Source organism: Pseudotamlana agarivorans, from assembly GCF_018860245.1.
In the GTDB taxonomy this organism is placed as follows: domain Bacteria; phylum Bacteroidota; class Bacteroidia; order Flavobacteriales; family Flavobacteriaceae; genus Pseudotamlana; species Pseudotamlana agarivorans_A.
Map to the genome: position 1 here is coordinate 338712 of NZ_JAHKPD010000008.1, position 25407 is coordinate 364118.

15 protein-coding genes and 1 tRNA gene are annotated in these 25407 nt (G+C 36.3%); 10 read left to right on the forward strand and 6 right to left on the reverse strand.

Annotated features, from left to right (window positions below):
- Nucleotides 1-17: 17 nt before the first annotated feature.
- A complete protein-coding gene (locus KO493_RS04265; protein ID WP_216066703.1) occupies nt 18-959 on the reverse strand; it encodes a ribose-phosphate pyrophosphokinase in 942 nt (313 codons plus the stop codon).
- A gap of 144 nt (nt 960-1103) precedes the next feature.
- Here KO493_RS04265 and KO493_RS04270 point away from each other — a divergent pair.
- From KO493_RS04270 to KO493_RS04295, 6 genes are all read left to right on the forward strand, one after another.
- Nucleotides 1104-1184: transfer RNA gene (locus tag KO493_RS04270), tRNA-Leu, on the forward strand.
- Nucleotides 1185-1272: 88 nt separating this feature from the next.
- Nucleotides 1273-1893: a hypothetical protein gene (locus KO493_RS04275; RefSeq protein ID WP_216066704.1), complete on the forward strand. Its 621-nt coding sequence runs from the start codon at nt 1273-1275 to the stop codon at nt 1891-1893.
- Between the two features lie 729 nt (nt 1894-2622).
- Nucleotides 2623-4836: a beta-glucosidase family protein gene (locus KO493_RS04280; RefSeq protein WP_216066705.1), complete on the forward strand. Its 2214-nt coding sequence runs from the start codon at nt 2623-2625 to the stop codon at nt 4834-4836.
- A 96-nt stretch (nt 4837-4932) separates the two neighbouring features.
- Entirely contained in the window at nt 4933-5802 is an 870-nt protein-coding gene (locus tag KO493_RS04285; RefSeq protein WP_252723151.1) for an SMP-30/gluconolactonase/LRE family protein, read from the forward strand.
- A gap of 9 nt (nt 5803-5811) precedes the next feature.
- Nucleotides 5812-8058, forward strand: coding sequence for a glycoside hydrolase family 3 N-terminal domain-containing protein (locus tag KO493_RS04290; protein WP_216066707.1), 2247 nt, complete (start codon nt 5812-5814; stop codon nt 8056-8058).
- Between the two features lie 160 nt (nt 8059-8218).
- Nucleotides 8219-8563, forward strand: a complete 345-nt coding sequence (locus KO493_RS04295) for a DUF3024 domain-containing protein (RefSeq protein WP_216066708.1) — start codon at nt 8219-8221, stop codon at nt 8561-8563.
- A 90-nt stretch (nt 8564-8653) separates the two neighbouring features.
- On the opposite strand, the gene KO493_RS04300 is transcribed toward KO493_RS04295, so the two are convergent.
- The 5 genes from KO493_RS04300 to KO493_RS04320 all read right to left on the reverse strand — a co-directional run bounded on the left by KO493_RS04300 (nt 8654) and on the right by KO493_RS04320 (nt 22868).
- Entirely contained in the window at nt 8654-11935 is a 3282-nt protein-coding gene (locus tag KO493_RS04300) for a VCBS repeat-containing protein (RefSeq protein ID WP_216066709.1), read from the reverse strand.
- Nucleotides 11936-12180: 245 nt separating this feature from the next.
- Complete coding sequence (locus KO493_RS04305) at nt 12181-13719, reverse strand: RagB/SusD family nutrient uptake outer membrane protein (RefSeq protein ID WP_216066710.1); 1539 nt, start codon at nt 13717-13719, stop codon at nt 12181-12183.
- Between the two features lie 20 nt (nt 13720-13739).
- On the reverse strand, nt 13740-16766 hold the full coding sequence (locus tag KO493_RS04310; RefSeq protein ID WP_216066711.1) for a SusC/RagA family TonB-linked outer membrane protein: 3027 nt from the start codon (nt 16764-16766) through the stop codon (nt 13740-13742).
- A gap of 315 nt (nt 16767-17081) precedes the next feature.
- On the reverse strand, nt 17082-21257 hold the full coding sequence (locus KO493_RS04315) for a hybrid sensor histidine kinase/response regulator transcription factor (RefSeq protein WP_216066712.1): 4176 nt from the start codon (nt 21255-21257) through the stop codon (nt 17082-17084).
- Nucleotides 21258-21488: 231 nt separating this feature from the next.
- Nucleotides 21489-22868, reverse strand: a complete 1380-nt coding sequence (locus KO493_RS04320) for a sugar porter family MFS transporter (protein WP_216066713.1) — start codon at nt 22866-22868, stop codon at nt 21489-21491.
- 201 nt (nt 22869-23069) lie between these two features.
- Between KO493_RS04320 and KO493_RS04325 the strand changes: the two genes are divergently transcribed.
- Genes KO493_RS04325 through KO493_RS04340 form a run of 4 tightly spaced genes read left to right on the forward strand, consistent with a single transcriptional unit; the run spans nt 23070 to nt 25321 of the window.
- Nucleotides 23070-24005, forward strand: a complete 936-nt coding sequence (locus KO493_RS04325) for a 2-hydroxyacid dehydrogenase (RefSeq protein WP_216066714.1) — start codon at nt 23070-23072, stop codon at nt 24003-24005.
- 21 nt (nt 24006-24026) lie between these two features.
- Nucleotides 24027-24485, forward strand: coding sequence for a DUF1801 domain-containing protein (locus tag KO493_RS04330; RefSeq protein WP_216066715.1), 459 nt, complete (start codon nt 24027-24029; stop codon nt 24483-24485).
- 36 nt (nt 24486-24521) lie between these two features.
- On the forward strand, nt 24522-24908 hold the full coding sequence (locus tag KO493_RS04335) for a VOC family protein (protein WP_216066716.1): 387 nt from the start codon (nt 24522-24524) through the stop codon (nt 24906-24908).
- A gap of 32 nt (nt 24909-24940) precedes the next feature.
- A complete protein-coding gene (locus KO493_RS04340) occupies nt 24941-25321 on the forward strand; it encodes a TM2 domain-containing protein (protein ID WP_216066717.1) in 381 nt (126 codons plus the stop codon).
- The last annotated feature ends 86 nt before the right edge of the window (nt 25322-25407 follow it).

A 25407-nucleotide genomic window follows, 5' to 3' on the forward strand; every position in this document is an offset into this window, starting at 1 on the left:
TACGGAAAAGGAACGTTTTACATTACAAAGTTTGAACTAATAGATTGGTTGTTATGAACTTTCTCCATAACCTGTGCAAATAAATCGGCACATCCTAAAACTCTAATCTTGTCGCTTAAAGGCTTAACAGGAATAGAATCGGTTACTATTAATTCTTCTAATTTTGAGTTGTTAATATTGTCGTATGCTTTACCCGATAAAATAGGGTGCGTACAAATAGCTCTTACACTTAAAGCACCACGTTCCATCATTAAATCGGCTGCTTTAGTAAGTGTTCCAGCGGTATCAACCATATCATCTACTAAAACAACATTTTTACCAGTAACATCACCAATAAGTTCCATGTGAGAAATGATATTGGCTTTAGCGCGTTGCTTATAACAAATTACAACATCACTTTTTAAGGCTTTAGAATAAGCATAAGCACGTTTTGAACCTCCCATATCTGGAGATGCAATGGTTAAGTTATCTAAATTTAGGCTTTGTAAGTATGGTAAAAATATAGTAGATGCGAATAAATGATCTACAGGTTTTTCGAAAAAACCTTGAATTTGATCGGCGTGTAAATCCATTGTAATAATACGTGTCGCTCCAGCTGCTTCCAGCATTTTTGCAACTAACTTCGCTGCAATTGGTACACGAGGTTTATCTTTTCTGTCTTGTCTTGCCCATCCAAAATAAGGCAATACAGCCGTTATATGTCTTGCCGATGCACGTTTAGCAGCGTCAATCATTAATAACATTTCCATTAAGTTTTCTGCTCCTGGATTTGTAGATCCAATAATGAAAATTCTAGTACCACGAATAGACTCTTCGTAAGATGGTTGAAACTCACCATCGCTATAAGTAGACGTAATAACATTACCTAATTCTGCTCCAAAAGCTTTGGCAATTTTTTCTCCTAAAACTTTACTTTGAGTACATGCAAAAATTTTCGCTTCTGTGATTACAATTGGCATAGTTAACTTGTTGTTTTAGAGCGTATAAACGCTACGTTGTTTTTAACGAGGTGCAAATTTATGGATTTATTTTAACCTAAAAAGCATATTGCTAGGTATTTTTATGATTAATATGGAAAAAATATATATTTTTGCTGTCCATTAGCTCAAGTGGCGGAATTGGTAGACGCGTCGGATTCAAAATCCGATTCCTTTGGAGTGTGGGTTCGATTCCCACCTTGAGTACGAGTAAAATCCGTAATACTATAATTTGTATAGGTATTGCGGATTTTTTATGTAATGTAACCAGATATTAACCACCTTAACAACTAAAATGAAAATTATTAAAATCACCCTATTGTTTTTAGCTATTTCAATGTTAACAAATTGTGCTTCAAGCTATAAAAACATTGAGCCCCAGTCTATTTCGTATATATCTAAAAAAGAGTCAGGAGGAATAATATTAGAATATAAATATGATCTTCTTGATAAAAAATATGCTAAAAAAGAAGTAAAAAGAGGTGTTAAACTTGTTGCTGTTAAAATAACTAATAACTCTGACAAGGATATTGTTTTTGGGCGCGATGTTAAATTGGCTTATGTTAATGAAGACGCTATCTATATAATGGATCGTGATAAGGTTTACAAATCTTTAAAGCAAAGTCCAGCATCCTATTTATGGTATTTATTGTTAAGCCCTATGAGTTTTTATACGAATGAGACGAATTCATATGGAATGCAAGAAACCACAAGTTCATTTCCTGTGGGTTTAATTATAGGGCCAGGACTAACCGCAGGAAATATGATTGCTGCAGGTAATGCAAATAAAAAGTTTAAAACAGAACTATTAGATTATACTATTAATGGGACTGTTATAAAAAAGGGAGAAACCATAATTGGTTTGATAGGTATTAAAACACATTCCTTTGACGCTTTAATGCTGAAAATCGAATAGAAATATTCTTAGCAATATACTAATTAAAAGCCTTCGCAAAACTGTGGGGGCTTTTTGATTATTATGGATAGACTGGTATAGTAGAAATTCAATAAATCTGTATGGCATATAAAAAATTAAGCTGCTGTAGGTAACCACACCTGCAGCAGCTTAATCTTTAAAAACCAAACTAAACTAACTATATGAAAAAATGTAATCGTTATAATTACACTACAAATTTACGTTAGGTTTAGTGGTTTTATGGCGACACGGCGTGTCTGGATTCAAATGCTAAACTTTAAACTTTTAGATTAAGAACTAAAACAGCATGTCCATTTTGTAATTTTCTTTCTATCAATTATATTTTATACTTCACAGCTAGTATCAATTCAAAAAAAATGAACCGTTTGCCGATTCTGGGCTATGGTTTGCTGTTTCTTTAATACCGTTCTAGTTTCGTAGAATTAAACTTTGGAACGATGCCTGTTCTTTTCTACATTGAATTCGAATAGCATACCAGAGCGCTTCAAGGTCTTGCTTTTAGCTCATGCAACAGATGTAATACACATATCTGTCATTCATTTCCCTATAACCCTTTAATTATCATGTAAAAACAAGCATTTGCAACAAATGTTTTACAAAGTGCTGTATTTGTTTTAATGATGTTTTTCATTTCTAGATAGTTTTATTTTCTCAAACCAAAACCAAAATTTGCGAACGGCAATTTGTCTTAAAAAGCATTAATATTTTATGAGAAAGATATGGAAATACAGCCTGGTTTTAGTAAGCGCCTGCTTATTGAATTCTTGTGCTTCTAAAACGGAAAAGGAGATGGCTTCAACTTCCAAAATAAGTGTAAATATAGACGCTAGAATTGATAGTATTTTACCGTTATTAACTTTAGAGGAAAAAGTAGATTTGTGTCATGCACAATCTAAATTTAGTACCAAAGGTGTAGAACGTCTGGGCATACCAGAAATATGGATGTCCGATGGGCCTCATGGCGTTCGTGCCGAAATTAGTTGGGATTCTTGGGATTATGCAGGGTGGACAAACGATTCCATCACAGCCTTTCCTGCATTAACCTGTTTAGCGGCTACTTTTAATCCGGAATTAGCAGGGGAATATGGTTTTAATTTAGGTGAAGAAGCCCGGTATCGTGAAAAAGATGTTCTGTTAGGGCCCGGGGTAAACATGTATCGAACCCCGTTTAATGGAAGAAATTTTGAGTATATGGGTGAAGACCCGTTTTTAGCGTCTACTATGGTCGTGCCTTATATAAAAGGGGTTCAGGAAAATGGTGTGGCCGCTTGTGTAAAGCATTTTGCATTGAACAATCAAGAACACTGGCGTGATTTAGTAAATGTTGAAGTTAGTGATAGGGCTTTGCATGAAATCTATTTACCTGCTTTTAAAGCCGCTGTACAAGATGCCGATGTATGGGCCATTATGGGAGCTTATAATAAATTTAGAGGTCAGTATACCACACATCATGAGTTGCTTACCAATAAAATTTTAAAAGGCGATTGGAAGTTTGATGGCGTTGTAATTAGCGATTGGAGTTCGACACATAGCACCCTTGAAGCTGCAAATAATGGTTTAGATATTGAAATGGGAACCGGAACCGACGGTTTAGGGACGACCACAGCAAATCATTATCAGCATTATTATTTAGCTAATCCTTTTTTAGAGAAAATTAAAAGCGGTGCGATTTCAGAAGCCGTTTTAAACGATAAAGTACGTCGTGTGTTAAGACTGCGATTGCGAACCAATATGAATGAAGGCAGACCATTGGGTAGAGCAAATAATGTAGAACACCATGAGGTGGCTAGAAAAGTAGCGACCGAAGGGATTGTACTCCTTAAAAATGAAGCAAATTTTTTCCCTATAGAAGATCAATCTGGGTTAACTATTACTGTAATTGGCGAAAATGCCACAAGGTCTATGACTGCTGGTGGAGGTTCATCAGAGTTAAAACCAAAATTTGAAATTTCTCCTTTGGAAGGTATAAAAGCACGCTATAAAAAAGCAAAAGTGCTGCATACTATGGGGTATGAAACGGGGGCTTCAGAATATGATATCGTGCACGCACCAACTTTAAATCAAGATTCGCTTAAAGCGGAAGCTATCAAGTTGGCTAAAGCTGCCGACGTAGTTTTGTTTGTTGGCGGATTAAATAAAAGTCATTTACAAGATTGCGAAGGTGATGATAGGCAACAATTTGGACTCCCATTTGGGCAAGAAACGCTTATAGATGACATTTCTAAAGCGAACGAAAATCTTGGTTTTATCCTATTAACTGGGAATGCAGTCGCTATGCCTTGGTTAGATAAAGTTAAAGGCCTTGTGGAGTCTTGGTACTTGGGCAGTATGGCGGGGCACGCCATTGCCGATGTTATTAGTGGCGATGTTAACCCTTCGGGGAAATTACCATTTTCATTTCCGAAGCAATTAAAAGATAATGGAGCGCATAGTTTTGGTGAAACGTCCTATCCCGGGGTAGATATGACCCAACATTATAAAGAAGATATTTTAGTAGGTTATAGATGGCATGATACCAAAAATATCGCGCCTCAATATGCTTTTGGATACGGATTGTCATACACCTCTTTTGAATTGAAAAATATGACTTCCGATAAGGAAAACTATTCTAAAGATGCTAATATTAAAATAAACTGTACTGTTTCTAATACAGGTGATTTGGCTGGTGCCGAAGTAGTTCAGGTTTATGTTGGTAAAAAAGATTCGAAGGTAGACCGTGCGTTAAAAGAGTTAAAAGGATTTGCAAAAGTGAGCTTAAATAAAGGTGAACGTAAATCGATTGATGTTGAAATTCCTGTTTCCAAATTAGCATTTTATAATGCAGATACTGCCAACTGGGAAATAGAAACTGGAGATTATGAGGTGTATGTTGGAAATGCTTCAAATAATATTTCTGAAACTTTAAAAATAACCATTAACTAGATGTTAGAGCGTGTTATTTCTGTCTTGATAATCTGTCTTTTTTTTGGATGTAAATCCGAACAAAAAAGTGGTTCAAAAGAAAATATTAAGGCCAAATTGGTCTATAAAATAGAAGCGAAATTAGGAGAAGGAGCCATTTGGAATTATAAAACCCAGGAGTTGTATTGGGTGGATATTGAAGGCAAATCACTTCATGTTTATAATCCGAAACTGAAAACCAATAAAGTTTTTAAAACAAAATCCCGCATCGGAACCGTGGTTCCCATTGACGAAATGGAAACCATAATCGCTCTTGAAGATGGTGTGTATATTTTGAACAATAAATCTGGAGATTATAAAATGTTCACAGATATGTCGAACGAATTAGAAGGTTGTAGGTTGAATGATGGGAAATGTGATCCTTCAGGGAGGCTCTGGGTAGGATCGATGCACTTAAATCAAGAAAAAGGTAAGGCCAATTTGTATACCATTAACGGAAAAGGTGTTTTAGAACAAAAATTAAGCAATCGAACGATTTCTAATGGTATCGTTTGGACCGCCAATAGGAACACCATGTATTATATCGATACGCCTACTTCACAAATAAAAGCATATGATTATGACGATAAAACAGGGGGGATTTCTAACGAACGGATCGCGGTTCAAATTCCAGTAGATTTTGGTTTCCCCGATGGTATGACCATAGATGCAGAAGACATGCTGTGGGTTGGTATGTGGAATGGTAATGCCGTAATTAGGTTTAATCCAAAAACGGGTAAAGTACTTCAAAAGATTGAAGTTCCTGCTCATAATGTTACAGCTTGTGCTTTTGGTGGTAAAAACCTCGAAATACTCTACATTACTACAGCCTCGGTAGATATGACCGAGGAAGAACATAAAGCCTTTCCGCTAGCAGGTTCTTTGTTTTCTGTAATTCCAGGTGTAAAAGGCGTGCAAAGCACCATGTTTAACAAAGCAATTAATTAAAATTTAACCATGAAAAAAATAGTATTTTTAATAGCGTTAGTCAGTGTTTTTTCTTGTTCAGAAAATAAAAAAACAGCTACTATCAATAGTGATGAAGATAAATTTGTGAGCGATTTGCTTGCCAAAATGACCCTAGAGGAAAAAATTGGGCAAACCAATTTAAGAGGGACATCAAGTAAAACTAAAGAACTTCCTGAAGCCTTGAAACAGGCGGTTAAAAATGGAGAAATTGGCGCCTTTTTAAACATATCGAATTTAGATTATGTAGACGAATTGCAACGCATTGCTGTAGAGGAGAGTCCGAATGGTATTCCACTCATATTTAGTAGAGACGTTATTCATGGTTTCAAAACCATTTTTCCTATACCGCTTGGTATTGCCGCATCATGGGATACCGAAGTGGCTAAAAAATCTTCTGAAATTGCAGCGTTTGAAGCTTCAGCAATGGGTATACGTTGGACTTTTGCCCCTATGTTAGATATTGCCAGAGATAGCCGTTGGGGGCGTATCGCCGAATCGCCAGGGGAGGATCCTTATTTGGCAAGCCTTTTAGGGAAAGCTTATGTTGAAGGTTTTCAAGGCGACGATTTAAGTCGTCCTACAAGTATAGCTGCGTGTGCAAAGCATTTTATGGCTTATGGCGCTGCCATAGGGGGGCGAGATTATAATACGGTAAATATGAGCGAACCCCTGTTGCGCAATGTGTATTTACCGCCTTTTAAAGCGGCTGTAGATGCCGGTGCGGCAACTATTATGTCTTCGTTTAATGAAGTTAATGGGATACCTGCATCTGGAAATGAATTCATATTAAAACAAGTGCTTCGTGAAGAATTGAATTTTGATGGCTTTGTGGTTAGTGACTGGGATTCGACCGAAGAAATGATAGCACATGGTTTTGCAAGCGATAAAAAACATGCTGCAGAATTATCGGCAAATGCGGGGATGGACATGGAAATGAACAGCACCTGTTATGCCGATCATTTAAAAGAGTTAATAAGCGAAGGGAAATTTTCGGAACAGGAACTAAACGTATTTGTAAAAAATATACTTCGTATTAAATATAGATTAGGACTGTTTGAAAATCCGCATCGCGATAAATCGCATTCTGGTAACTATTATGCAGAAGCACATATGGATGAGGCCAAAAAAGCAGCTATAAAAAGTGCTGTTTTATTAAAAAATGAAGCTGTTTTGCCTTTAGATAAAAATACAAAAGTAGCGCTCATTGGTCCGTTAGCCCATGCACCACATGAGCAGTTAGGTACCTGGGTTTTCGATGGTGAAAAGGAACACACCATTACCCCGGTTGATGCTTTTAAAACAGCGCATTCTAATTTTAAATATGCAGCTGGTTTTACCCATAGTAGAGATCGTTCTAAAAATGGATATCAGGAAGCCATTCAAGCGGCAAAAGCTTCCGATGTGATTTTGTTTGTTGGTGGAGAAGAAGCGATACTATCTGGAGAAGCGCATAGTCGCGCCCATATCAATTTACCTGGAGGCCAAGAAGATCTTATTTTGGAATTAGCCAAATTAGGAAAGCCTATTGTATTGGTAATTATGGCCGGAAGACCAATTACACTTACAAAAATTTTAGATAAAACCAATGCCGTATTAATGGCATGGCACCCCGGGACGATGGGTGGCGAAGCCCTTTACGATATGATTTACGGACTTGCCGAACCCGAAGGACGTTTGCCTGTTTCTTGGCCTAAAACTGCAGGACAGTTGCCTTATTTTTACAATCATAAAAATACAGGACGACCAGCGAATAAAGAGGAGTATATCGAAATGGATGATATACCTATTCACGCTTGGCAGAGTTCTCTTGGTAACGATTCTCATTATTTAGATGTTGGTTTCACGCCGCAGTATCCTTTTGGTTATGGTTTAGGGTATTCTGAGTTTGTTTATGATAATATGTCCATTTCTAAAGATACTATAGGTTTTAATGACACGCTTCATGTTAAAGTTACCGTAACCAATACAGGAAAAAGGCCCAGCAAAGAAATTGTACAACTGTATACCCAGGATGTCGTGGGAAGTATTACAAGACCAGTTAAAGAGTTAAAACGATTTGAGCATGTTAATTTAAATGCTGGAGAATCTAAAGAAATAAGTTTTTCTATAAGCTCAAAAGATTTAGAATTTGTGAATCATAAAATGGTGCAAGCTGCCGAAACTGGAGTTTTTAATATCTGGGTTGGAGAAAATGCACGTGCTGGTATGAAAGCCTCCTTTTATTTACAAGATTAAAAATTGTTTCATTTAATAATATAGTTTGGTTAATAGTTTGTTTTTGGTTTGTTGAAGATTGAGGCGGGTTTATACCCGCCTTCGTTTTCTAGTATTGTTTTTATAAACGGCCGTATAGTTCTATTTATTAACTTTGAAACTTCAAAGCGTAGAAATTAAAATGGCTACAAAGACAACCGATATTAACGAATGGACGATTATAAAGTTTATAGCTTCTATTCGACCACAGGATCCAGAAGTTCGAAAACAACTTGATTTTGGCTATTCTTATGATGGTAAAGTTGTCATTCTTTTTGAAATCCGATCGGCTTGGGATGCCTCAAAAGAAATAGTACAAAAGGAATTTGCGAAAATTCGATTTTATAAATCCAAAAAAGAATGGCATTTAAATTGGATGCGCGCCAACGGAAAATGGGAGCTCTACGAACCCTTTTCTAAAGCAACACATTTAGAAGCATTATTAGATATCGTAAAACAAGATCAGTATGGCTGCTTTTTAGGGTAACCCTAAAGTAAACGATATAAAGCAAATATACTTTAAGTAAGTTTAATGGATTTGCGTTGGTTTTTTTATCTATTAATTAAGGAGCGTTCCTTATTGTAGAACCTTCAAAACTTGTAAATAATCATCGTTTTTTACAGCGATCACGTGTTTTTTACCTCCAATAGTAATTTCTTTAAGATCTTTTACGTCGCCAGGAACATAAAAACCACTTTTTGCAACGGGAATACTTTCAAAATCACCTTTACCATTGCCTTTTAGAAACAATCCGAATCCGGCATCGTTTCTAGGGGTTTCTACCTCAGCGTTGTGTAAATTTCCTGCAACTAAGGCATCTAAAAGGCCATCGCCATCATAATCGTTTATAAGAATGCCGTTAATGCTGGAAAACTGACTTTCAATAGGTAATTCGTGAATGATGAATTTCCCATTTTTATTTTCTAAATACACACTTGCAAACGACTTTACTTGATAATGCAAGGCGTTTTCTAAATTGTCTTTACCGTAAACATCTACCAAAGTAGCCTGCGAAAACTTATCGTAGTTTTTAAACTTTCGTTTGATTCCAGGAATTTGATCTGATGAACATTGACGACCACGAAGCGGGTATTGCTTTCCTTCATTATAGTAGCTTAATACAATATCCTGTTTGTTGTTTTCATCGAAATCATTCACATAAATATCAAAAGTTTCGGCATCGGTGGCTTTATATTTATAGTTTAAACCATTGTTCCCTATCATATAATCCATATCGCCATCACCATCAAAATCACCTTGGTTTATTTGCCACCACCAACCCGTAGTGTCATTGTTTAAACCATAGGTTTCGGTAACATCCTTAAAAACACCCTTGTTGTTTTGATATACTTTAATAGGCATCCATTCGCCAACAATAATAATGTCTTGCCAAGAATCGTTGTTGAAATCGGTAATTACGGCACTGGTAGCCATCCCTAAATCTTTAAAAAATGGCGCTGCCGTTTGCGTGTCGTTCTCAAAAGAAACTTGCGAGTTCGATACATTTTTTAGTAAAAAACTAGAAGCTGGTAGCGGATATTTCCCTGGTGTTTGCCTGCCTAAAACCAATAGGTCTTGTTTGCCATCTTTATTATAATCCAATGCGAAAACTTTAGAGCCGCTACTGTGAAATTCAGGTAATGCCGTTTTCGTTTTACTAAAGTTCCCATTGCCATCGTTAGCGTACAGCCTGTCTTGAAGCATTTTTGAATGTTCAGCATATTCGTAACCGCCACTTACCACGTACAGATCCAAATCACCATCGCTATCGGCATCAAAAAATAGAGCGCCTAAATCTTCCGAAAGTTTATCGGTATCCAAGGCTGTACTTTTTTGTTTTTCAAAACCAGTTGCGGTTTGTAAATATAAACTAGAGGTATGACCAAAGGATCCACCAACAAAATAATCATCTAAACCATCGTTGTTAATATCTCCAACGGCTAATGCTGGCCCTAAAGTAGACATTTTATGTGGTAATAATATTTGTTTATCGTAGTCGTTTACATCATTTTCAATATGTTTATGATGTACTACATTTTGTATGGTTTTAAATTGTTTTTTTGAAGGAAGCGTTTTGTGAGCTTCAGAAAGTGTAGCATCAGAAACATGTAAAGTTAAAAGCTGATTCACTGGAAGGTTTTTTAGCTTTTGAATCGTGCCGTCTTGCCAAACCACTTTAAGACTGTCTACTATGGAGGCTGCACCTAGACCAAAATGTAGTTTAGGTGAAACTGAAGATTGAAAGCCTCGAGTGAGTGTTAATTCTTGAACTTGAATGCTATTATTTGTATAAAGGTAAACACGGTTACCTAAGCCAAATTTATTGTGAGACCCACCATCAAATTTTATTTGAATAAAATGGTTTGCTATGTTGGTGTTTTCAAAAATTGTGGCTTCCTCATCGATGTTGTTTACGATAAGCTCTAAATCACCATCATTATCTAAATCGGCATAGGCTGCTCCGTTAGAAAAACCTTTATGTTCGAGACCCCAATCGGTATTTACACGTTTAAAACCTAAATCTCCTGTGTTTTTAAAGATGAAATTATCAATTTTTTCCGAAGGAATCATTTTTGTTTTTTCTAGAAGTGAGTATTTGTCGTAAGCTTCTTTTCCTATTTTCTTAAAGAAATCTTTGTTGTTTACCTCGCGTCGAGTTCCGTTGGTAACAAACAAATCTTTAAGGCCGTCGTTATCAAAATCGGCTAATAGTGGGCCCCAACTCCAATCGGTAGATGAGGTGCCTGAAAGTCTGGAAATATTAGAAAAGTGTGGTACACCTTGCTTTTCATACCCCGTGTTTAGTTGTAAGTTGTTCTGCATGTATTGGTAATGAAATCCGTAATAAACAGTTTCATGAAACAATTTCGGGTTCATGCTTGCCATGTTTGCTTTTTGGCGACGGTTATTATTAGAGTCCATATCTACCTGAAAAATATCAAGCAAACCGTCGTTATTAATGTCGGCTATATCGATACCCATACCGTAAAATGCGGTTTGTTTGGTGGCTTCTTTTACAACCTCTTTAAACGTGCCGTCTTGATTGTTAATGTAGAAAAAATCGGGAATACTATAATCGTTGGATACATACAGGTCCTGCCAGCCATCATTATTAATATCGGCAGCCGTAATTCCTAAAGAAAAACTATAGTTTTTAACACCTGCTTCTTCGGTGATATTAGTAAAAGTGTCACCGTCGTTTCTAAATAGTTTGTCCGATTCTTCTAGGGTAACATGGTCCATATTATTTTTGTAAACCATGTTGGTTGTAGAAGGATGTGCTATGGGGTAAGTAGCTAGATACAGGTCTAAATCACCATCGTTGTCATAATCAAAAAACGTGGCTTGTATGGAGTTTGCTGCATCGTCAATACCGTAAGTTTTCGCTTTTTCAGTAAAGGTGTTATCTTTGTTATTTATAAAAAGTTGGTTGTTTTTTACACCGTTTTTTCCAGCTACGGCACAATATATATCTAAATAACCATCATGGTTTACATCGGCCATTGTAACGCCGGTATACCATCTGTTATCCCCCGTCATGTTGGCGGTTTTGCTAATGTCTTCAAATTTTAATCCGCCTTTGTTGAGGTATAATTTATTAGAGACTTGGTTTCCAATGAAAAAAATATCATCTAGACCATCATTATTAATATCTCCAACGGCAACACCGCCACCCATGTATATGGAAGTGTAAGTGAAGTAATTTAAAGAATCGGTTTCTGTTAATTTATTGCTGAATTGAATATGTGATTGGCTAGATGGAATTTGCTTAAATAAAGGAGATGCGCTTGAGGTGTTCGTGTTTGAATCACAATTTATGAGCACAAAAGCAAGAAGTAGGAAACCGAATTTACGCATGTAATTTTTTTTGAATGTTCGTAATTTGTATCATGAATTTATTGCCCTTATGAAGAGGTTACTCTGGAGAATCTTATAATGATTCGGCAGACGCCTTGCTTCCTTGCTGTGACAAAATCCATATTATTTTTAGAAAATTATAAAAAATAAAGCAGCAAGAAAAGTTTTCTAGCTGCCTTATTTCATGAATGAACTAAACCAATTAATTATGTTTTAAGTTTCCGTTTTTTAAACTGGAAATGGTATTAGTAACCTGGATTTTGATCGCCTTCATCTAGTTCAGAATTTTTATCTATTTCTGTAATTGGAATAGGGAATAAATCATTCATTGATGAATATCCTGTACCTGCTAATTCAGTGGCTGCTAAATCCCAGCGTACTAAATCCCAGAAGCGTTGGCCTTCAAAAGCTAATTCTAAATATTTTTCCTTAACAATGGCTTGGAATAAATTTTGCCCTGATAATGACGTACTAATGTCGGCTAAACCAGCTCTGTTTCTAACTTTGTTTAACTCCATTCTAGCGGCGGCATCTTGACCCGATTTATTGTAAGCTTCGGCTGCTAATAATAGTACTTCCGCATAGCGGAATAGCCTAAAATTGGTGCTGTAATTTAATTCTTTTATACCATCGGCACTGGTATCCTCACTTTTGGTAGCGTATTTAATTCGAATTGAACCTTCGTAATCCCAAATAGAACCTCCTGTAGCAGCCGATTGATCTACCGATCCGCCAGCAGCAATTAATTCTGCTTCAGTCATTAGAGTAGCCGATTTTCTTTTGGTATCGCCTGCTTGATTAAAGGCATCGGCAAGTTTTGCTGTAGGTAAGTTAAAGCCCCATCCGTTTATAAGTCCGGTGCCAGTAAGATCGAAGATACCATCACCACGAGGTCCCATAAGTTGAATGTGTAAATTACTTTCTGTTCTTCCTCCCCAGGCAATATTACCCCAGTCTCTTTCAGAAGTTGAAACAAATCCCATCTCGAATAAAGACTCTATTCCAAATTCGTTATTGATGCTCCAAACATCTTCAGGGTTAGGTTCTAAATCGTGTGACGGATTAGAAATGACACTTTGAAAATAGGGTAGAGATTCTGGGTACTTTTCTTGAAAAACTAATACTTTACCCATAAGGGCTTGTGCAGTTCCCTTTGACGCTCTGAAGCTGTCGCTAGCACCTTTTTCTGGAAGTGAAGCAATCGCATCTGTTAAATCGGCTTCTATTTGTGCATAAATTTCGCTTTGTGGCGATTTCGCAAGTCCGAAATCTTCTGCCACTTCCGGAATCGTTAATCTTAAAGGGACTTCGCCAAACATAGTGGTTAATTCAAAATAACACCATGCTCTCATAAATTTGGCTTCGGCTAAAGCCCTCTCTTTATTACTTAGGTTACTATCCTGGATGTTTATTATCACCAGATTTGACAATGCAATCGTTCTGTAAAACAAATCCCAAATACTAGAAATGGAAGCGTTAGAGGAGGATACATCACTATAATCATCAATATTCTGTAATTGTTGTTGGTCACCAGAATTTCCTCCTGCTGCATTGGCATCGTCGCCAGGTAACAATTTTACAAAATAGGCACTGTGCCAGTCTCTACTGTAGTTAAATTGCATTAAATCGTAGATGCCTATTATTGCGGTTTCCACATTAGCTTCTTCAAGAAAATAGGTGTCTAGATCTTGCACGTTTAATCTAGGATTGGTAGTAAAATCTTCGCTACACGAAATAATACCAATACAGATTACTGCTATAAATGTTATAATTATTTTTTTCATAAAATGTTGATTTTTTAGTGTTAAAAGTTTAGTGATAATCCGAAAAGTGCTTTAGCAGCTGTAGGATAAAAACCTCTATCAACACCTATAGAATCGTAATTAAAGTTTCCAATTTCAGGATCTAAACCACTGTATTGGGTAAAGGTGAAATAATCGTCTAACGATAAATAAAGTCTTAGATGTTTAATTTTTAGTTGACTTAAAAAGGCTTCAGGCAGGGTGTAACCGAATTGAATTTGTTTGATTCGCATGTATGAGCCGTCTTCAACCATTAAATCGGTGTCGTAGGAACCAATAACATGGGCTGCACCAGGATAGCTTGCATTATCCCCAGGTTGTTGCCATCTGTTTTCATAAAAATGTATCGGTTTGTTTGTGATGGGTCTAGAAGGTTGGTGGTAAACCGATACGATATCGTTTCCAGCAGTACCTTGAAATTGCAAATTGAAATCGAAAGCTTTATAAGCTAAGTTGATATTTCCACCGTAAAGTAAGTCTGGGTGTGGCGATCCAATCATGGTCTTATCGGCATTGGTTATGTTACCGTCGTTATTGGTGTCTACTTTAACGACCTCACCGGTATTAGGGTCTATGCCATCGGTTTTAAAACCGTAGAAATACCAAGAAGGTAATCCTTCAGAAAATCTTGTAATGCCATCTGCATTTTGCGGGGCACCAGCTCCTACTAAAGAGGTCCCATCGGGTACAAATAAAATCTCGGTAACTTCATTTTTAAGGGTCGATAAATTGGCGCTAATACTGTAGCTAAACCCATTGCTACAGGTGTCGTTAAAGCCTAATTCAAACTCTAAACCTGAGTTTTCAATGGTTCCAGAATTAAATTCATTGGAAAGAAATCCTGCAGAACCAGGGGTGATTAACGAACCATCCTTTACAATGGCATCTCTTGTGGTTTTCTTATAGTAATCGGCAGAGAAAGACAACTTATTATTGATGGCTCTTAAATCCATTCCAACATTAAACTGTTCTGATGTTTCCCATACTAGATTCGGATTGGCATACCCGGTGATTTCGGCACCTTGATTACCCAAATAATCAATAGATTGCCCATCTATTATGTTTGTAATATAGGTTTTATCTGAGTTACCATCTAAATTGGATCTACTACCATTTTGCCCCCAACTGGCTCTAAACTTAAGGTAATTAAATCCAGAATCTGTATTCCAAAAGCCTTCATTGGAAAGAATCCATCCAGCAGAAAATGAAGGGAATATGCCTGTTTTATTATCTGTTGGAAATTTATCAGACTTATCTGATCTCACCGAAGCTTCAAAAAGATATTTGTCGTCATAATCGTAAGAAAGTCTACTGTAAAGTGACACCATATTATCATAATAAGGATCTACGATATCTACTTGGGTGTTAAACCCAGGTAAATCAAAATCCCAATCTGTAAAGTCTGCAATGGCTACAGAACCACTACTTTTTAATGGGGTTTCAATATCTTGATCTTCTGCCGAGTAACCAGCCATTAATTTGAAATTGTGTGATCCGAATGATTTTTCGTAGGTTACGAAATTTTCCCATAACCATCTGGTGCTTTCAACCTGTTCTTGTGATCCAGAATAAGCGGTATTTGCAGCTTCAGAAGAAACATAATAAGGGATAACCCTGGTTTGGGTTTCTGTTTCCCCTTGGTCGAAACCAAATCGAGAAGTCACCGAAAGGCCTTCAGCTAAATTTAATTTTAAATATACCGAAGCAAGAAATTGCTTCTCATCGTAATTTGTTTTGTCAATTTCGTTGCCGTATGCTACAGGATTTAGAACTTCACCTGTTGAAAAGGCTGGGTAACCGTAAACGTTTCCGCTTTTGTCGGTTAATAGCGGTACATTATTGGCGTTGGCATTGTCGATAACCGATTGAGGAACCTGACCTGGAGCGTAAGTAACAGGTGTTAATGGGTCTAAGATTAGCATGTTTTGAATAACTCCCCTGGTGTCGCTATTTTCTTGAATTCCATTCCTGTCTGAAAGGGAATAGGTAGCGTTAAGTCCAATTTCAACAACCTTACCTATTTTACTTTTTAAGTTTGTACGAAAGGTGGTTCTTTTAAAATTTGAATTGGATCGACCAACCACCCCGTCTTGATCTAAGTGCGAGGCAGAGGCGTAGTATAAGAATTTTTCGCTACCTCCAGAAATATTCACGTCATAACGTTGAAGCATGGCTGTAGAAAAGGTTTCATCAATCCAATTGGTGTTGTATCCATTATTGAAAACCGTACCAATACCAGCTTCGTTCATGTAAGTTGTAAATTGAGAAGCATCCATTAAGTCCATACTTGTGTTTACAAATTGTACACCAGTTTGGCTGTTAAAAGACACTCTTAAATCGCCTGCACGACCACTTTTTGTGTTTATAATAACCACCCCGTTAGCACCTTCGGTACCATAAATGGATGATGATGCTGCATCTTTTAAAATTTCGATGTTTGCAATATCCGATGGTGCGATATCTTCAATTGATGAGGTTTTCATACCATCCACAATGTAAAGTGGCTCGGAGTTACCGCTAGAGCCTGCGCCACGAATTCTAATTTTAGCACCAGCACCAGGAGCACCTGATGATGATGATACGGTAACACCAGAAGTTCGCCCTTGGATAACTTGTTCCACTCTTTGGTTAGAAGAGGTGCCAATACGTTCACTATCTATACTGGAAATAGCTCCAGTTACAAGGCTCTTTTTCTTAGTACCATAGCCTACAACTACAACTTCATCTAGTATCGAAGCATCTTCATTTAAGGTTACATTTAATGTGGTTTGCCCCGTGTAATTAATGTTCTGAGATTGGTACCCAATATAAGAGAACACAAGGGTACTTCCTGCATTGGTGTCTAGGGCATAATTTCCGTCAAAGTCTGTTACAGTTCCTGTGGATGTTCCTTTAACAATAACATTCACCCCTGGAATAGGAATACCTGTTTTGTCGGAAACAGTTCCTGAAACTGATTGCGCATAAATAATACTTCCTAGTAATAGAAACATAGGGAGTATTAATTTTTTAAGTAATCTGTTTTTCATAAAGTTTAGTTAGTTTTTTAAGTTATTACTATCTTTTTTATGTTAAAACACATAGATTATTATAAAAAGAAGTAATGCTATAATGCATAGTATTAAAATGACTTCTTCGATTTTTTTGAACCTATTTGATTTAAACATAATCCAAATGTTAAAAAAAAATTAAATTCAAAGTATAACCTTTTAAGCATGTGCTAGAAATTTTGTCGCAATCCACTTACAATTGGGGTGTTCGCTACATTTGTAATAATTAGTGCAACAATTTTATTAAAAGTTTTTATTGGTGTAATAATCTCAAAAACGGTTAGTTATATTTGATTAGCTAATTTTTTTAGTTTTCACTTCGGTTGGTAGAATACCGAAGGCGTTTTTAAAGCATTTTGTGAAATAGGAGTGCGATGAAAAACCAATGGCGTAGCAAACCTTGCCAATATTTGTCTCGCCCATCTCTAAAATTTGCTTTGCTTTTTGTAATCGAATATTTCTTAAAAACTCACTCGCGGTTTGGTTGGTAAGCGCTTTAATTTTTCTGTAAAACTGACTTCTACTAAGTTTTAGTTCTGTTGCAAGAGTTTCTACATTTAAATTAGGGTCACCAATGTTTTCGCTAATGTGATTTAAAACATTTTCAATAAATTCTTTATCCAAAGGGGTGCTGCTTACATCTTCTGGCAAGTCGCTAATAACACTAAAATATTTGTTGAATATTAACTGCCTACTTGTAATGAGTTGTGCAAGTCTAAGCTTTAGTAAGCGAATATTAAATGGTTTCACCAAATAAGCATCGGCACCAGTTTCTATGCCCTCAATACGGTCTTCGACTTTAGCTTTGGCAGTTAACATTAAAACAGGAATATGACTCGTACTCATGTCTTTTTTTAATTGTTTACAGAATTCCATACCATCTACTTCGGGCATTACAACATCGGTGATTATCACATCGGGAAAAGATTCTTTAGCGATTTTAAGACCTTCGGCACCATGTTGTGCTATGAGTACTTTATACTGTCTGCTTAGTTCTTGTTTTAAATAATTTCGAAGCTCCACATTATCTTCAACCACCAATACGGTATGTTGCTTAATAGTAGTTTCGTCTGAAGGCTCTAATTCTGGCCCATCTTCAATTTGAACGGTTGGCACATAAGAGAAACTGTCTTCTTTAAGGAATTCCGATCCTTCATCTAAAATAATTTGGTTTTCATTTAGATGACTGTTCCCCGTAGGGAATAAAATTTTAAAGGTTGTGCCCACGCCAACTGTGCTGCTTACCTCAATTTTACCTTTATGCAATTCAACAAAACTTTGTACGACTTCTAAGCCAATACCGGTGCCTCCAAAGTAGGTTTTACTTTGGTTTTCTACTTGGTAAAAACGTTCAAATATTTTTTCTGCCTCTTCTGCTTCCAAACCTGGGCCTGTATCCGAAATAATAATTTCAACAGCCTGTACATCTTCAGTTTCATTTACAAGAGGTAAGTGATACAACTGTTCGGTGGCTAATAAATCGATGTTAATGGCCCCGCCTTCTGGGGTGATTTTTATAGCATTAGAAAGCAGGTTGAAAATTATTTTTTCTAGCATTTTACTATCTGCCCAAATTGTTAAGTTCGGATTATCAGAATCTACACTCAACAAAATGTTTTTGGTATGGGCTTCCTCCTTGAAATAACTTATAATATTTTTGGTGAAGTCTAACAAGTTTAATGCTCTAGCTTTTACATGAAGTTTGTTAAATTCTAGTTTTCTAAAATCCATTAACTCGTTAATAAGGCGGTATAATCTATCTGCATTTTTATTAATTATGGCGTGTTTGTTTTTTACGTGGTAGGGTAAGACTAAATTCGTGTCGTGAATAATGTCTTTTAAAGGGTTCATGATTAAAGTTAAAGGTGTTCTAAACTCATGTGAAATATTGGTGAAAAACTGAATTTTTTTCTGATTCAATTCATCCATTTGCAAACGTTGCATACGTTCATTCCTTATAAGTTCCTTTTCTTTAATTCTATTTTGTGTGAGATAGTTGAGGTAATAAAAACTTAGTAAGAATAATAAAATATAACTGGTAATGGCCCAGGTGGATTTCCACCATGGTGGGAGAATTTTAATACTAAATTCTAAGGGAGTCTCATTCCAAATACCATCGTTATTCGCAGCTTTTAGCTTAAAGGTGTAATTACCTTGATCTAAGTTGGTATAGGTAGCACTTCTTTTTTGCCCCACATAATTCCAAGAATCTTCATAGCCTTCTAAGTAATAGGCGTAGCTATTTTTTTCTGGTCTGGTAAAGTTTATTCCGGTATATTCGATGGTGAAAACCGATTGTGCGCTGTTTAATGTGATGCTATTGGTTTCAGAAATTACTTTGTTTAAAGGGGAGTCGTCAGTGTTTGGGATTACCTTTTCATTAAATAATTTAAAATCTGTTAGATGTAAAATAGGCACTTTAGCATTGATTTTTAAACTGTTTGGATGAAAATAATCTAAGCCTTTTAAATTTCCGAAATAAAGCATGCCCGTGCAGTCTTTTAATACTGCTCCAGAATTAAAATCGTTAGATAACAAGCCATCGTTAAAGGTGAAATTGGTGTAAATGAGCGGTTCTAATTCAATTTTGGTTAAACCAGAATTGCCACTAATCCAAATGTTGTTTTCGGCATCTTCAATAATAGCACCTACGTTATCCTCTACTAATCCATTCGATTTATTAAACCATGTCAATTCGTCTTTTAAGGTGTTGTATTTATAAAGCCCCGTACCACGAGTGCCTATCCAAATATTTTCTTGGGCGTCTTCATAAATGCTTAAAATGTAATTGGTGTTTGAAGTACTGCTAAAGGTTTTGTTTATCCTATCGGTAAAGGCATGGATTTTCTTTATCTGCATACCTTCTTTTTCAATTTTGAATAGCCCGTCTACCGAGCCCAACCAAAGATTGTCTTTGCCGTCTACTAGAACCTTAGATACATCGGTGGTATTAAGCCTGTTTTTTACAAAATCGTTCGAGTTAAAATGTTTAAACTGTTTGGTTTTAGGGTTAAAGGCGTGTAGGCCTTGAAAGGAAGTGCCTATCCAAATGATGCCTTTAGCGTCTTCGGCGATGCTTCTTATGGTATTGGAGTTTAAACCTGCTGCATTTTCAGAAGCATAATGGATAAACTTTTTACTTCCTTTTTTTAAATAGAACATACCATTATCCCAACTTCCTGCCCAAATGTTTCCTTTTGAATCCTTTAACAAGGACATAATATGGTTAGATTTTAAGCCAGAAAATTCATTTTGATCCTCGGTGTTTATATGCGTGATTTTGTTTGATTCTCTGTTTAAAACATCAATACCTCCTCCATCGGTGGCCATCCAAAGATTTTCATCTTCATCTTTTATTAAAGCCATTATTGATGTTATTTTTAGTGAATTATCTTTGTTAGGTGAACTTTTAATATCCTTAAATTTATCGAATAGGGCATCGCTTATTGCCACGCCGCTATTAAAGTATCCCATCCAAATACGATCATCGCTGTCCACATACAATTTCCAAATAGAATTGTGTAAAAGGCTATTTTCATCTTCCTTACTATAGATGTAATTTTTAATCACTTCATCTTTTTTATTCAAATGAAAAAGACCGTCATTTTCAGTTCCTATAAGCATGCTGTTATCAGGAAGCTGGGCAAGAGTTATGATTTTTTTTGAGGTAATTTTTATTTGTTTTACATCAATGATACTATAGTTTTGGTTTTTGTTAAGCGTGCATTTGTAAATACCTTCATGCGCTTGTGTTCCCACCCATAACTGGTTGTTTCGATCTACAAATAGTGTGGAAATATCAATATTAAAACTGCTTTTGTCTTTGGTGTAAAAATTAGCGTGCGTAAGCTTGTTCTCGGATATATCAATTTCCTTTAAACCAAAATTTGTCGCAACATATAATTTATTGCCCCCAACGTGTTCAATGCCATTAATGTTTATTCTATGCGTTTGGTTGTGAAACGTAGAATTGGATACTTTTTCGACTTCTAAAGTGCTTAGATTGACTTTGAAAATGCCATTGCCATAGGTGCCAATGTAGAGGTGGTTCGAGGCGTCTTCGGTAATGGTGGTAATTTTGTCTGCGTTCGGGTTAGCAGTGTCGAGAGTAATACGTTGAAACTGATCTAGGGCACTGTTGTATAAATCTAAACCACTTTCCGTACCCACCCATAGTCTTTTTTTGCTGTCTATAAAGGTGCAATCAACCCTGCTGCTGCTTAAAGAGGTAGAATCGTTTAAGATATGTTTGTAAGAGGTGTAGTTAATCCCATCAAACTTGAATAGCCCCGTGGCATTAGTAGCTATCCAAATAAAACCTTCATTATCCTGGACAATATCTGGAATCCCTACTTTGGGGATACCTTCTTTTATGCTAACAAAATTATAATCTTTTTGAATGGTTTGTCCCCGTAAATTGCCGTAAAATAATAGCAATAAAAGTAGGGGGAAACGTAAAAGTTTGGACATAGGTTTGGTGGTTAGCTGGATTTGTTATTAAAGATAAAAATAAATATTAATACTAGTAGCAGTTGAAAATAATGTTGCATACCATGCCTATTATGTTGCATATAAGCCTATAAATGTCATGTTTTAACTGGCTTACCTTAAGAAGGAAAAGGAATACAACTCTAATGGGGTTTTCAGGGTTGTATTCCTTTTGATATAATTTAGAATGGTGTTTATTGGGCGATTTTGCGTTTATTTATCCCAAATAGCCTCAATTTCTTCTAATGATTTTCCTTTAGTTTCAGGAATATATTTGTAAGTAAACAGAATGATTATGGCAATAAACGCACTGAAAATAAAATAGGGTAGCGAGCCGTTCCAAAAGTTATTATGGTTTACTTCGCTTGCGGTAACCATTGGGAAAAATTGAGAAACAACATAGTTTCCTGCCCATTGCACGGCTACAGCTGCCGACATGGCTGTGCTTCTAATTTTGTTAGGAAACATTTCCGATAGCACTACCCAAACTACAGGGCCCATAGATAAGGCAAACGAACCAATAAAAATTAAAACGCCAAGTAAAGATATAAATCCAATAGCTTGCTGTTGAATACTAAACCCTAAAAGTAGAAACCCTAATAACATGCCACAAGCACCTATGTAAACAAGAGGTTTTCTTCCTAGTTTATCTACAGTAGCCATAGCGACAAAGGTGAAAATTAAATTTACAAAAGCTAATAGGACTTGCTGCTTTAAAACATCTTCTTTGCCAAAACCTAAAGCCTTTTCAAAAATATCGGCACCATAATAAAGTACTGCGTTTATACCTGTAAACTGTTGTAAGATTGAGAATACCGATCCGATAATAATGATGCTTAAAATGCTTTTAGATAGGTAATTGGTTGTCGTGCCTTCGACTTCTTTTTGTAATGACTTTATTATGGCTTCACTTTCAGTTTGTGCTTTTTCTCGACCATGTATTCTGGTTAATATCTCTAAGGCTTCAGAATTTCTTCCTTTTAATGATAGCCATCTGGGACTTTTAGGCACGAAAAATAAAGCTGCTAAAAAGAGTCCGCTAGGTATTAATTCCGACCAAAACATTTGGCGCCATCCAATGGCTAAATTTTCAGCTTCTGTTAATCGATTTCCGATAAAATAGGTTACTAAAAAAACGGCAAAAAAGCCTATAACTATTGCCAATTGGTAGAAGGATACGAGTTTTCCGCGCTTTTCAGCTGGGGCTATTTCGGCAATATACATGGGTGCATTCATAGAGGCTATACCAATGCCTAAACCTCCTATAATTCTAAATACGACTAATAAGGATATCGATTCAGGTAAAAAGCTAGGCAGCCCAGACCCCCAAGCGGAAATACTAAAGAATAAGGCAGAAATTATGAGGGAGTTTTTGCGTCCTATTTTATGGCTTAAAGCGCCCGAAATCAAGGCTCCTGCTAGACAGCCCAATAAAGCGCTTCCTACCACCCAGCCTTGCAGACCAGCGTCGAGTTGGAAGTATTTGGTTAAGTAAAATTGCGCACCGTTAATAACGCCTGTATCGTATCCAAAAAGTAAACCGCCTAAAGCTGTTATTGATGTGATTAAAATGAGTAATCCGTGTTTGTTCATGATGTAATAGTTAGTTCGTTTAATATTTTTTATAAATAAGGCGTTTGCCTTATTATTTGCGGGTAAATGTAGATTTCAAAATAAAATTCAAGTATCACAAATCGCGCATGTATTAATAAAAATGATGTTTTTAAAGCTTTAATAAGAAGCGCAAAAACCATAGCGTAAAACTTCGTAAATTTGAACTCCAAATTCTGTTTTATGAAAGTTCTCCATTTAGATACCAACCATGAGTTATTAATTAATCAATTGCATGCATTAGGTTTTGAAAATCATGAAGATTATACGTCTTCAAAGTCTGAAATTGAAGCTAAAATTCAAGCCTATGATGGTATTGTATTAAGAAGTCGTTTTACTATTGATAAAACGTTTTTAGATGCAGCAAGTAACTTGAAGTTTATTGGTCGCGTTGGTGCGGGGCTTGAGAATATTGATTGTGATTATGCCGAGAGCAAAGGCGTGTTTTTAGTATCGGCACCCGAAGGGAATAGAAATGCCGTTGGTGAGCATGCCTTGGGGATGCTACTGGCGTTGTTTAATAAACTGAATAAGGCTAATGCCGAAGTGCGGGCCGGTAAGTGGTTGCGAGAAGCGAATCGTGGTATTGAGCTGGATGGGCGAACCGTTGGTCTTATAGGTTATGGTAATATGGGTAAAGCTTTCGCTAAAAAATTACGAGGTTTTGATGTTGAGGTACTCTGCTATGACATCAAAGAGGGTGTAGGCGATTTGAATGCTAAACAAGTGTCGCTAGAAGAATTTCAAGAGCGGGTAGATGTGATCAGTTTACACACGCCACAAACCTCGTTGACGTTAAATATGATTGATAATGCCTTTATAAATCAGATAAGTAAGCCATTTTGGTTGATAAATACCGCACGCGGAAAAAGTGTAGTAACCGAAGATTTAGTTTCAGCATTACAAACAGGTAAAATATTAGGCGCAGGATTGGATGTTTTAGAATATGAAAAAGCCTCGTTTGAAACGCTGTTTTCTACTAAATTGCCTAAAGCCTTTAAATATTTAATTGAAGCAGAAAATGTGGTGTTAACACCACATGTTGCAGGCTGGACGGTCGAAAGTAAAGAAAAATTGGCTCAAACCATTGTAGATAAAATTAAAGCGAAATTTTGTTAACTTTATAGAAAACAAACCGCCGTGCAGTACAAAGCAGATTCTCCAGAAGATTATATTAGTCAGTTGCCAGAAGATAGGGTAGCGCCAGTAAAAAAACTTAGAAAAACCATTTTAGAAAACCTGCCTGAAGGATTTCAAGAAGGCATTCAATACGGTATGATTGGTTATTATGTGCCACATACACTGTACCCAGATGGTTACCATTGTAAGCCAGAAGAACCTTTGCCGTTTATGAGTTTTGCTTCTCAAAAAAACTCTATAAATTTTTATCATAGTGGTATTTATGCCCTGCCAGAGTTGTACGACTGGTTTGTTTCAGAATACCCAAAATACAGTACGTTAAAACTTGATATGGGTAAAAGTTGTGTGCGGTTTAAAAAAATTAATGAGATACCATTTGAGCTCATTGGGGAATTAGCAAGTAAGCTTACAGTGTCCGAATGGATTTCAGTTTATGAAAAGGCGATTAAAAAGCAATAATTTTTCACTGCCGTGGAAACAAAAAAATAGCGAGTTATGAAGAAACGTGTCACAGGAATAGGTGGATTGTTTTTTAAGGCGACAGACCCAAAGGCCTCTAAAGCGTGGTATAAAAAACACTTGGGTTTTAATACCGACGATTATGGTTGTACTTTTTGGTGGAAGGATGAAGCTGGAAATAAATGTTCCACACAATGGAGTGCTTTTCCAGAAGAAACCAGTTATTTCGAGCCTTCAACAAAAGCTTGTATGTTTAATTATCGTGTTGAAAATTTAGAGAAATTACTTAAAGTTTTAAAAAAAGAAGGAGTTACCATTGTTGGCGAAATGCAGGTTTTTGAGTATGGGAAGTTTGGTTGGATTTTGGATAATGACGATAATAAAATTGAACTTTGGGAGCCTATAGATGCTGCTTTTTTGTAATTTCGACACCGTTTTCAAACCCTGAATGAAAAATGGCTGAACAAAAAAACAATAAAGACCTTAACGACGCTTTCGAATCTGCTAAAGAGAAAGCTAAAGAAACGGCATTCGAATTTGCTGAAAACGCTAAAGATACTTTTGGATCTAGTGATAATGAGAAATTATTAGCCGGTATAGTAGCTTTGCTTTTTGGTGCTTTTGGAATTCATAAGTTTATTTTAGGATATACTAAAGAAGGTGCGACACTTTTAGGTGTTACTATAGCGGGAATTTTGTTGTCCTGTTTTGGTGTTGGCGCTTTGTTCGTTTGGATACCGGGAGCTATTGGTGTTGTTGAAGGCATTATCTATTTAACGAAATCGGATGCAGAATTTTATAGAACGTATCAAGTAGGCAAGAAACCTTGGTTTTAGGTTTCAATAGCCATGAGAATAAGAATTTAAAGCGTAGATTAAACTTAAAAATATTGAGCCTGCTAAAATTTCGTTTTTAGCAGGCT

Bases quoted from the DNA above. Each gene is read 5' to 3' on its own strand.
- KO493_RS04265 (WP_216066703.1), bottom strand. From the start codon at position 959: ATGCCAATTGTAATCACAGAAGCGAAAATTTTTGCATGTACTCAAAGT.
- KO493_RS04275 (WP_216066704.1), top strand. From the start codon at position 1,273: ATGAAAATTATTAAAATCACCCTATTGTTTTTAGCTATTTCAATGTTA.
- KO493_RS04280 (WP_216066705.1), top strand. From the start codon at position 2,623: ATGAGAAAGATATGGAAATACAGCCTGGTTTTAGTAAGCGCCTGCTTA.
- KO493_RS04290 (WP_216066707.1), top strand. From the start codon at position 5,812: ATGAAAAAAATAGTATTTTTAATAGCGTTAGTCAGTGTTTTTTCTTGT.
- KO493_RS04295 (WP_216066708.1), top strand. From the start codon at position 8,219: ATGGCTACAAAGACAACCGATATTAACGAATGGACGATTATAAAGTTT.
- KO493_RS04300 (WP_216066709.1), bottom strand. From the start codon at position 11,935: ATGCGTAAATTCGGTTTCCTACTTCTTGCTTTTGTGCTCATAAATTGT.
- KO493_RS04305 (WP_216066710.1), bottom strand. From the start codon at position 13,719: ATGAAAAAAATAATTATAACATTTATAGCAGTAATCTGTATTGGTATT.
- KO493_RS04310 (WP_216066711.1), bottom strand. From the start codon at position 16,766: ATGAAAAACAGATTACTTAAAAAATTAATACTCCCTATGTTTCTATTA.
- KO493_RS04315 (WP_216066712.1), bottom strand. From the start codon at position 21,257: ATGTCCAAACTTTTACGTTTCCCCCTACTTTTATTGCTATTATTTTAC.
- KO493_RS04320 (WP_216066713.1), bottom strand. From the start codon at position 22,868: ATGAACAAACACGGATTACTCATTTTAATCACATCAATAACAGCTTTA.
- KO493_RS04325 (WP_216066714.1), top strand. From the start codon at position 23,070: ATGAAAGTTCTCCATTTAGATACCAACCATGAGTTATTAATTAATCAA.
- KO493_RS04335 (WP_216066716.1), top strand. From the start codon at position 24,522: ATGAAGAAACGTGTCACAGGAATAGGTGGATTGTTTTTTAAGGCGACA.
- KO493_RS04340 (WP_216066717.1), top strand. From the start codon at position 24,941: ATGGCTGAACAAAAAAACAATAAAGACCTTAACGACGCTTTCGAATCT.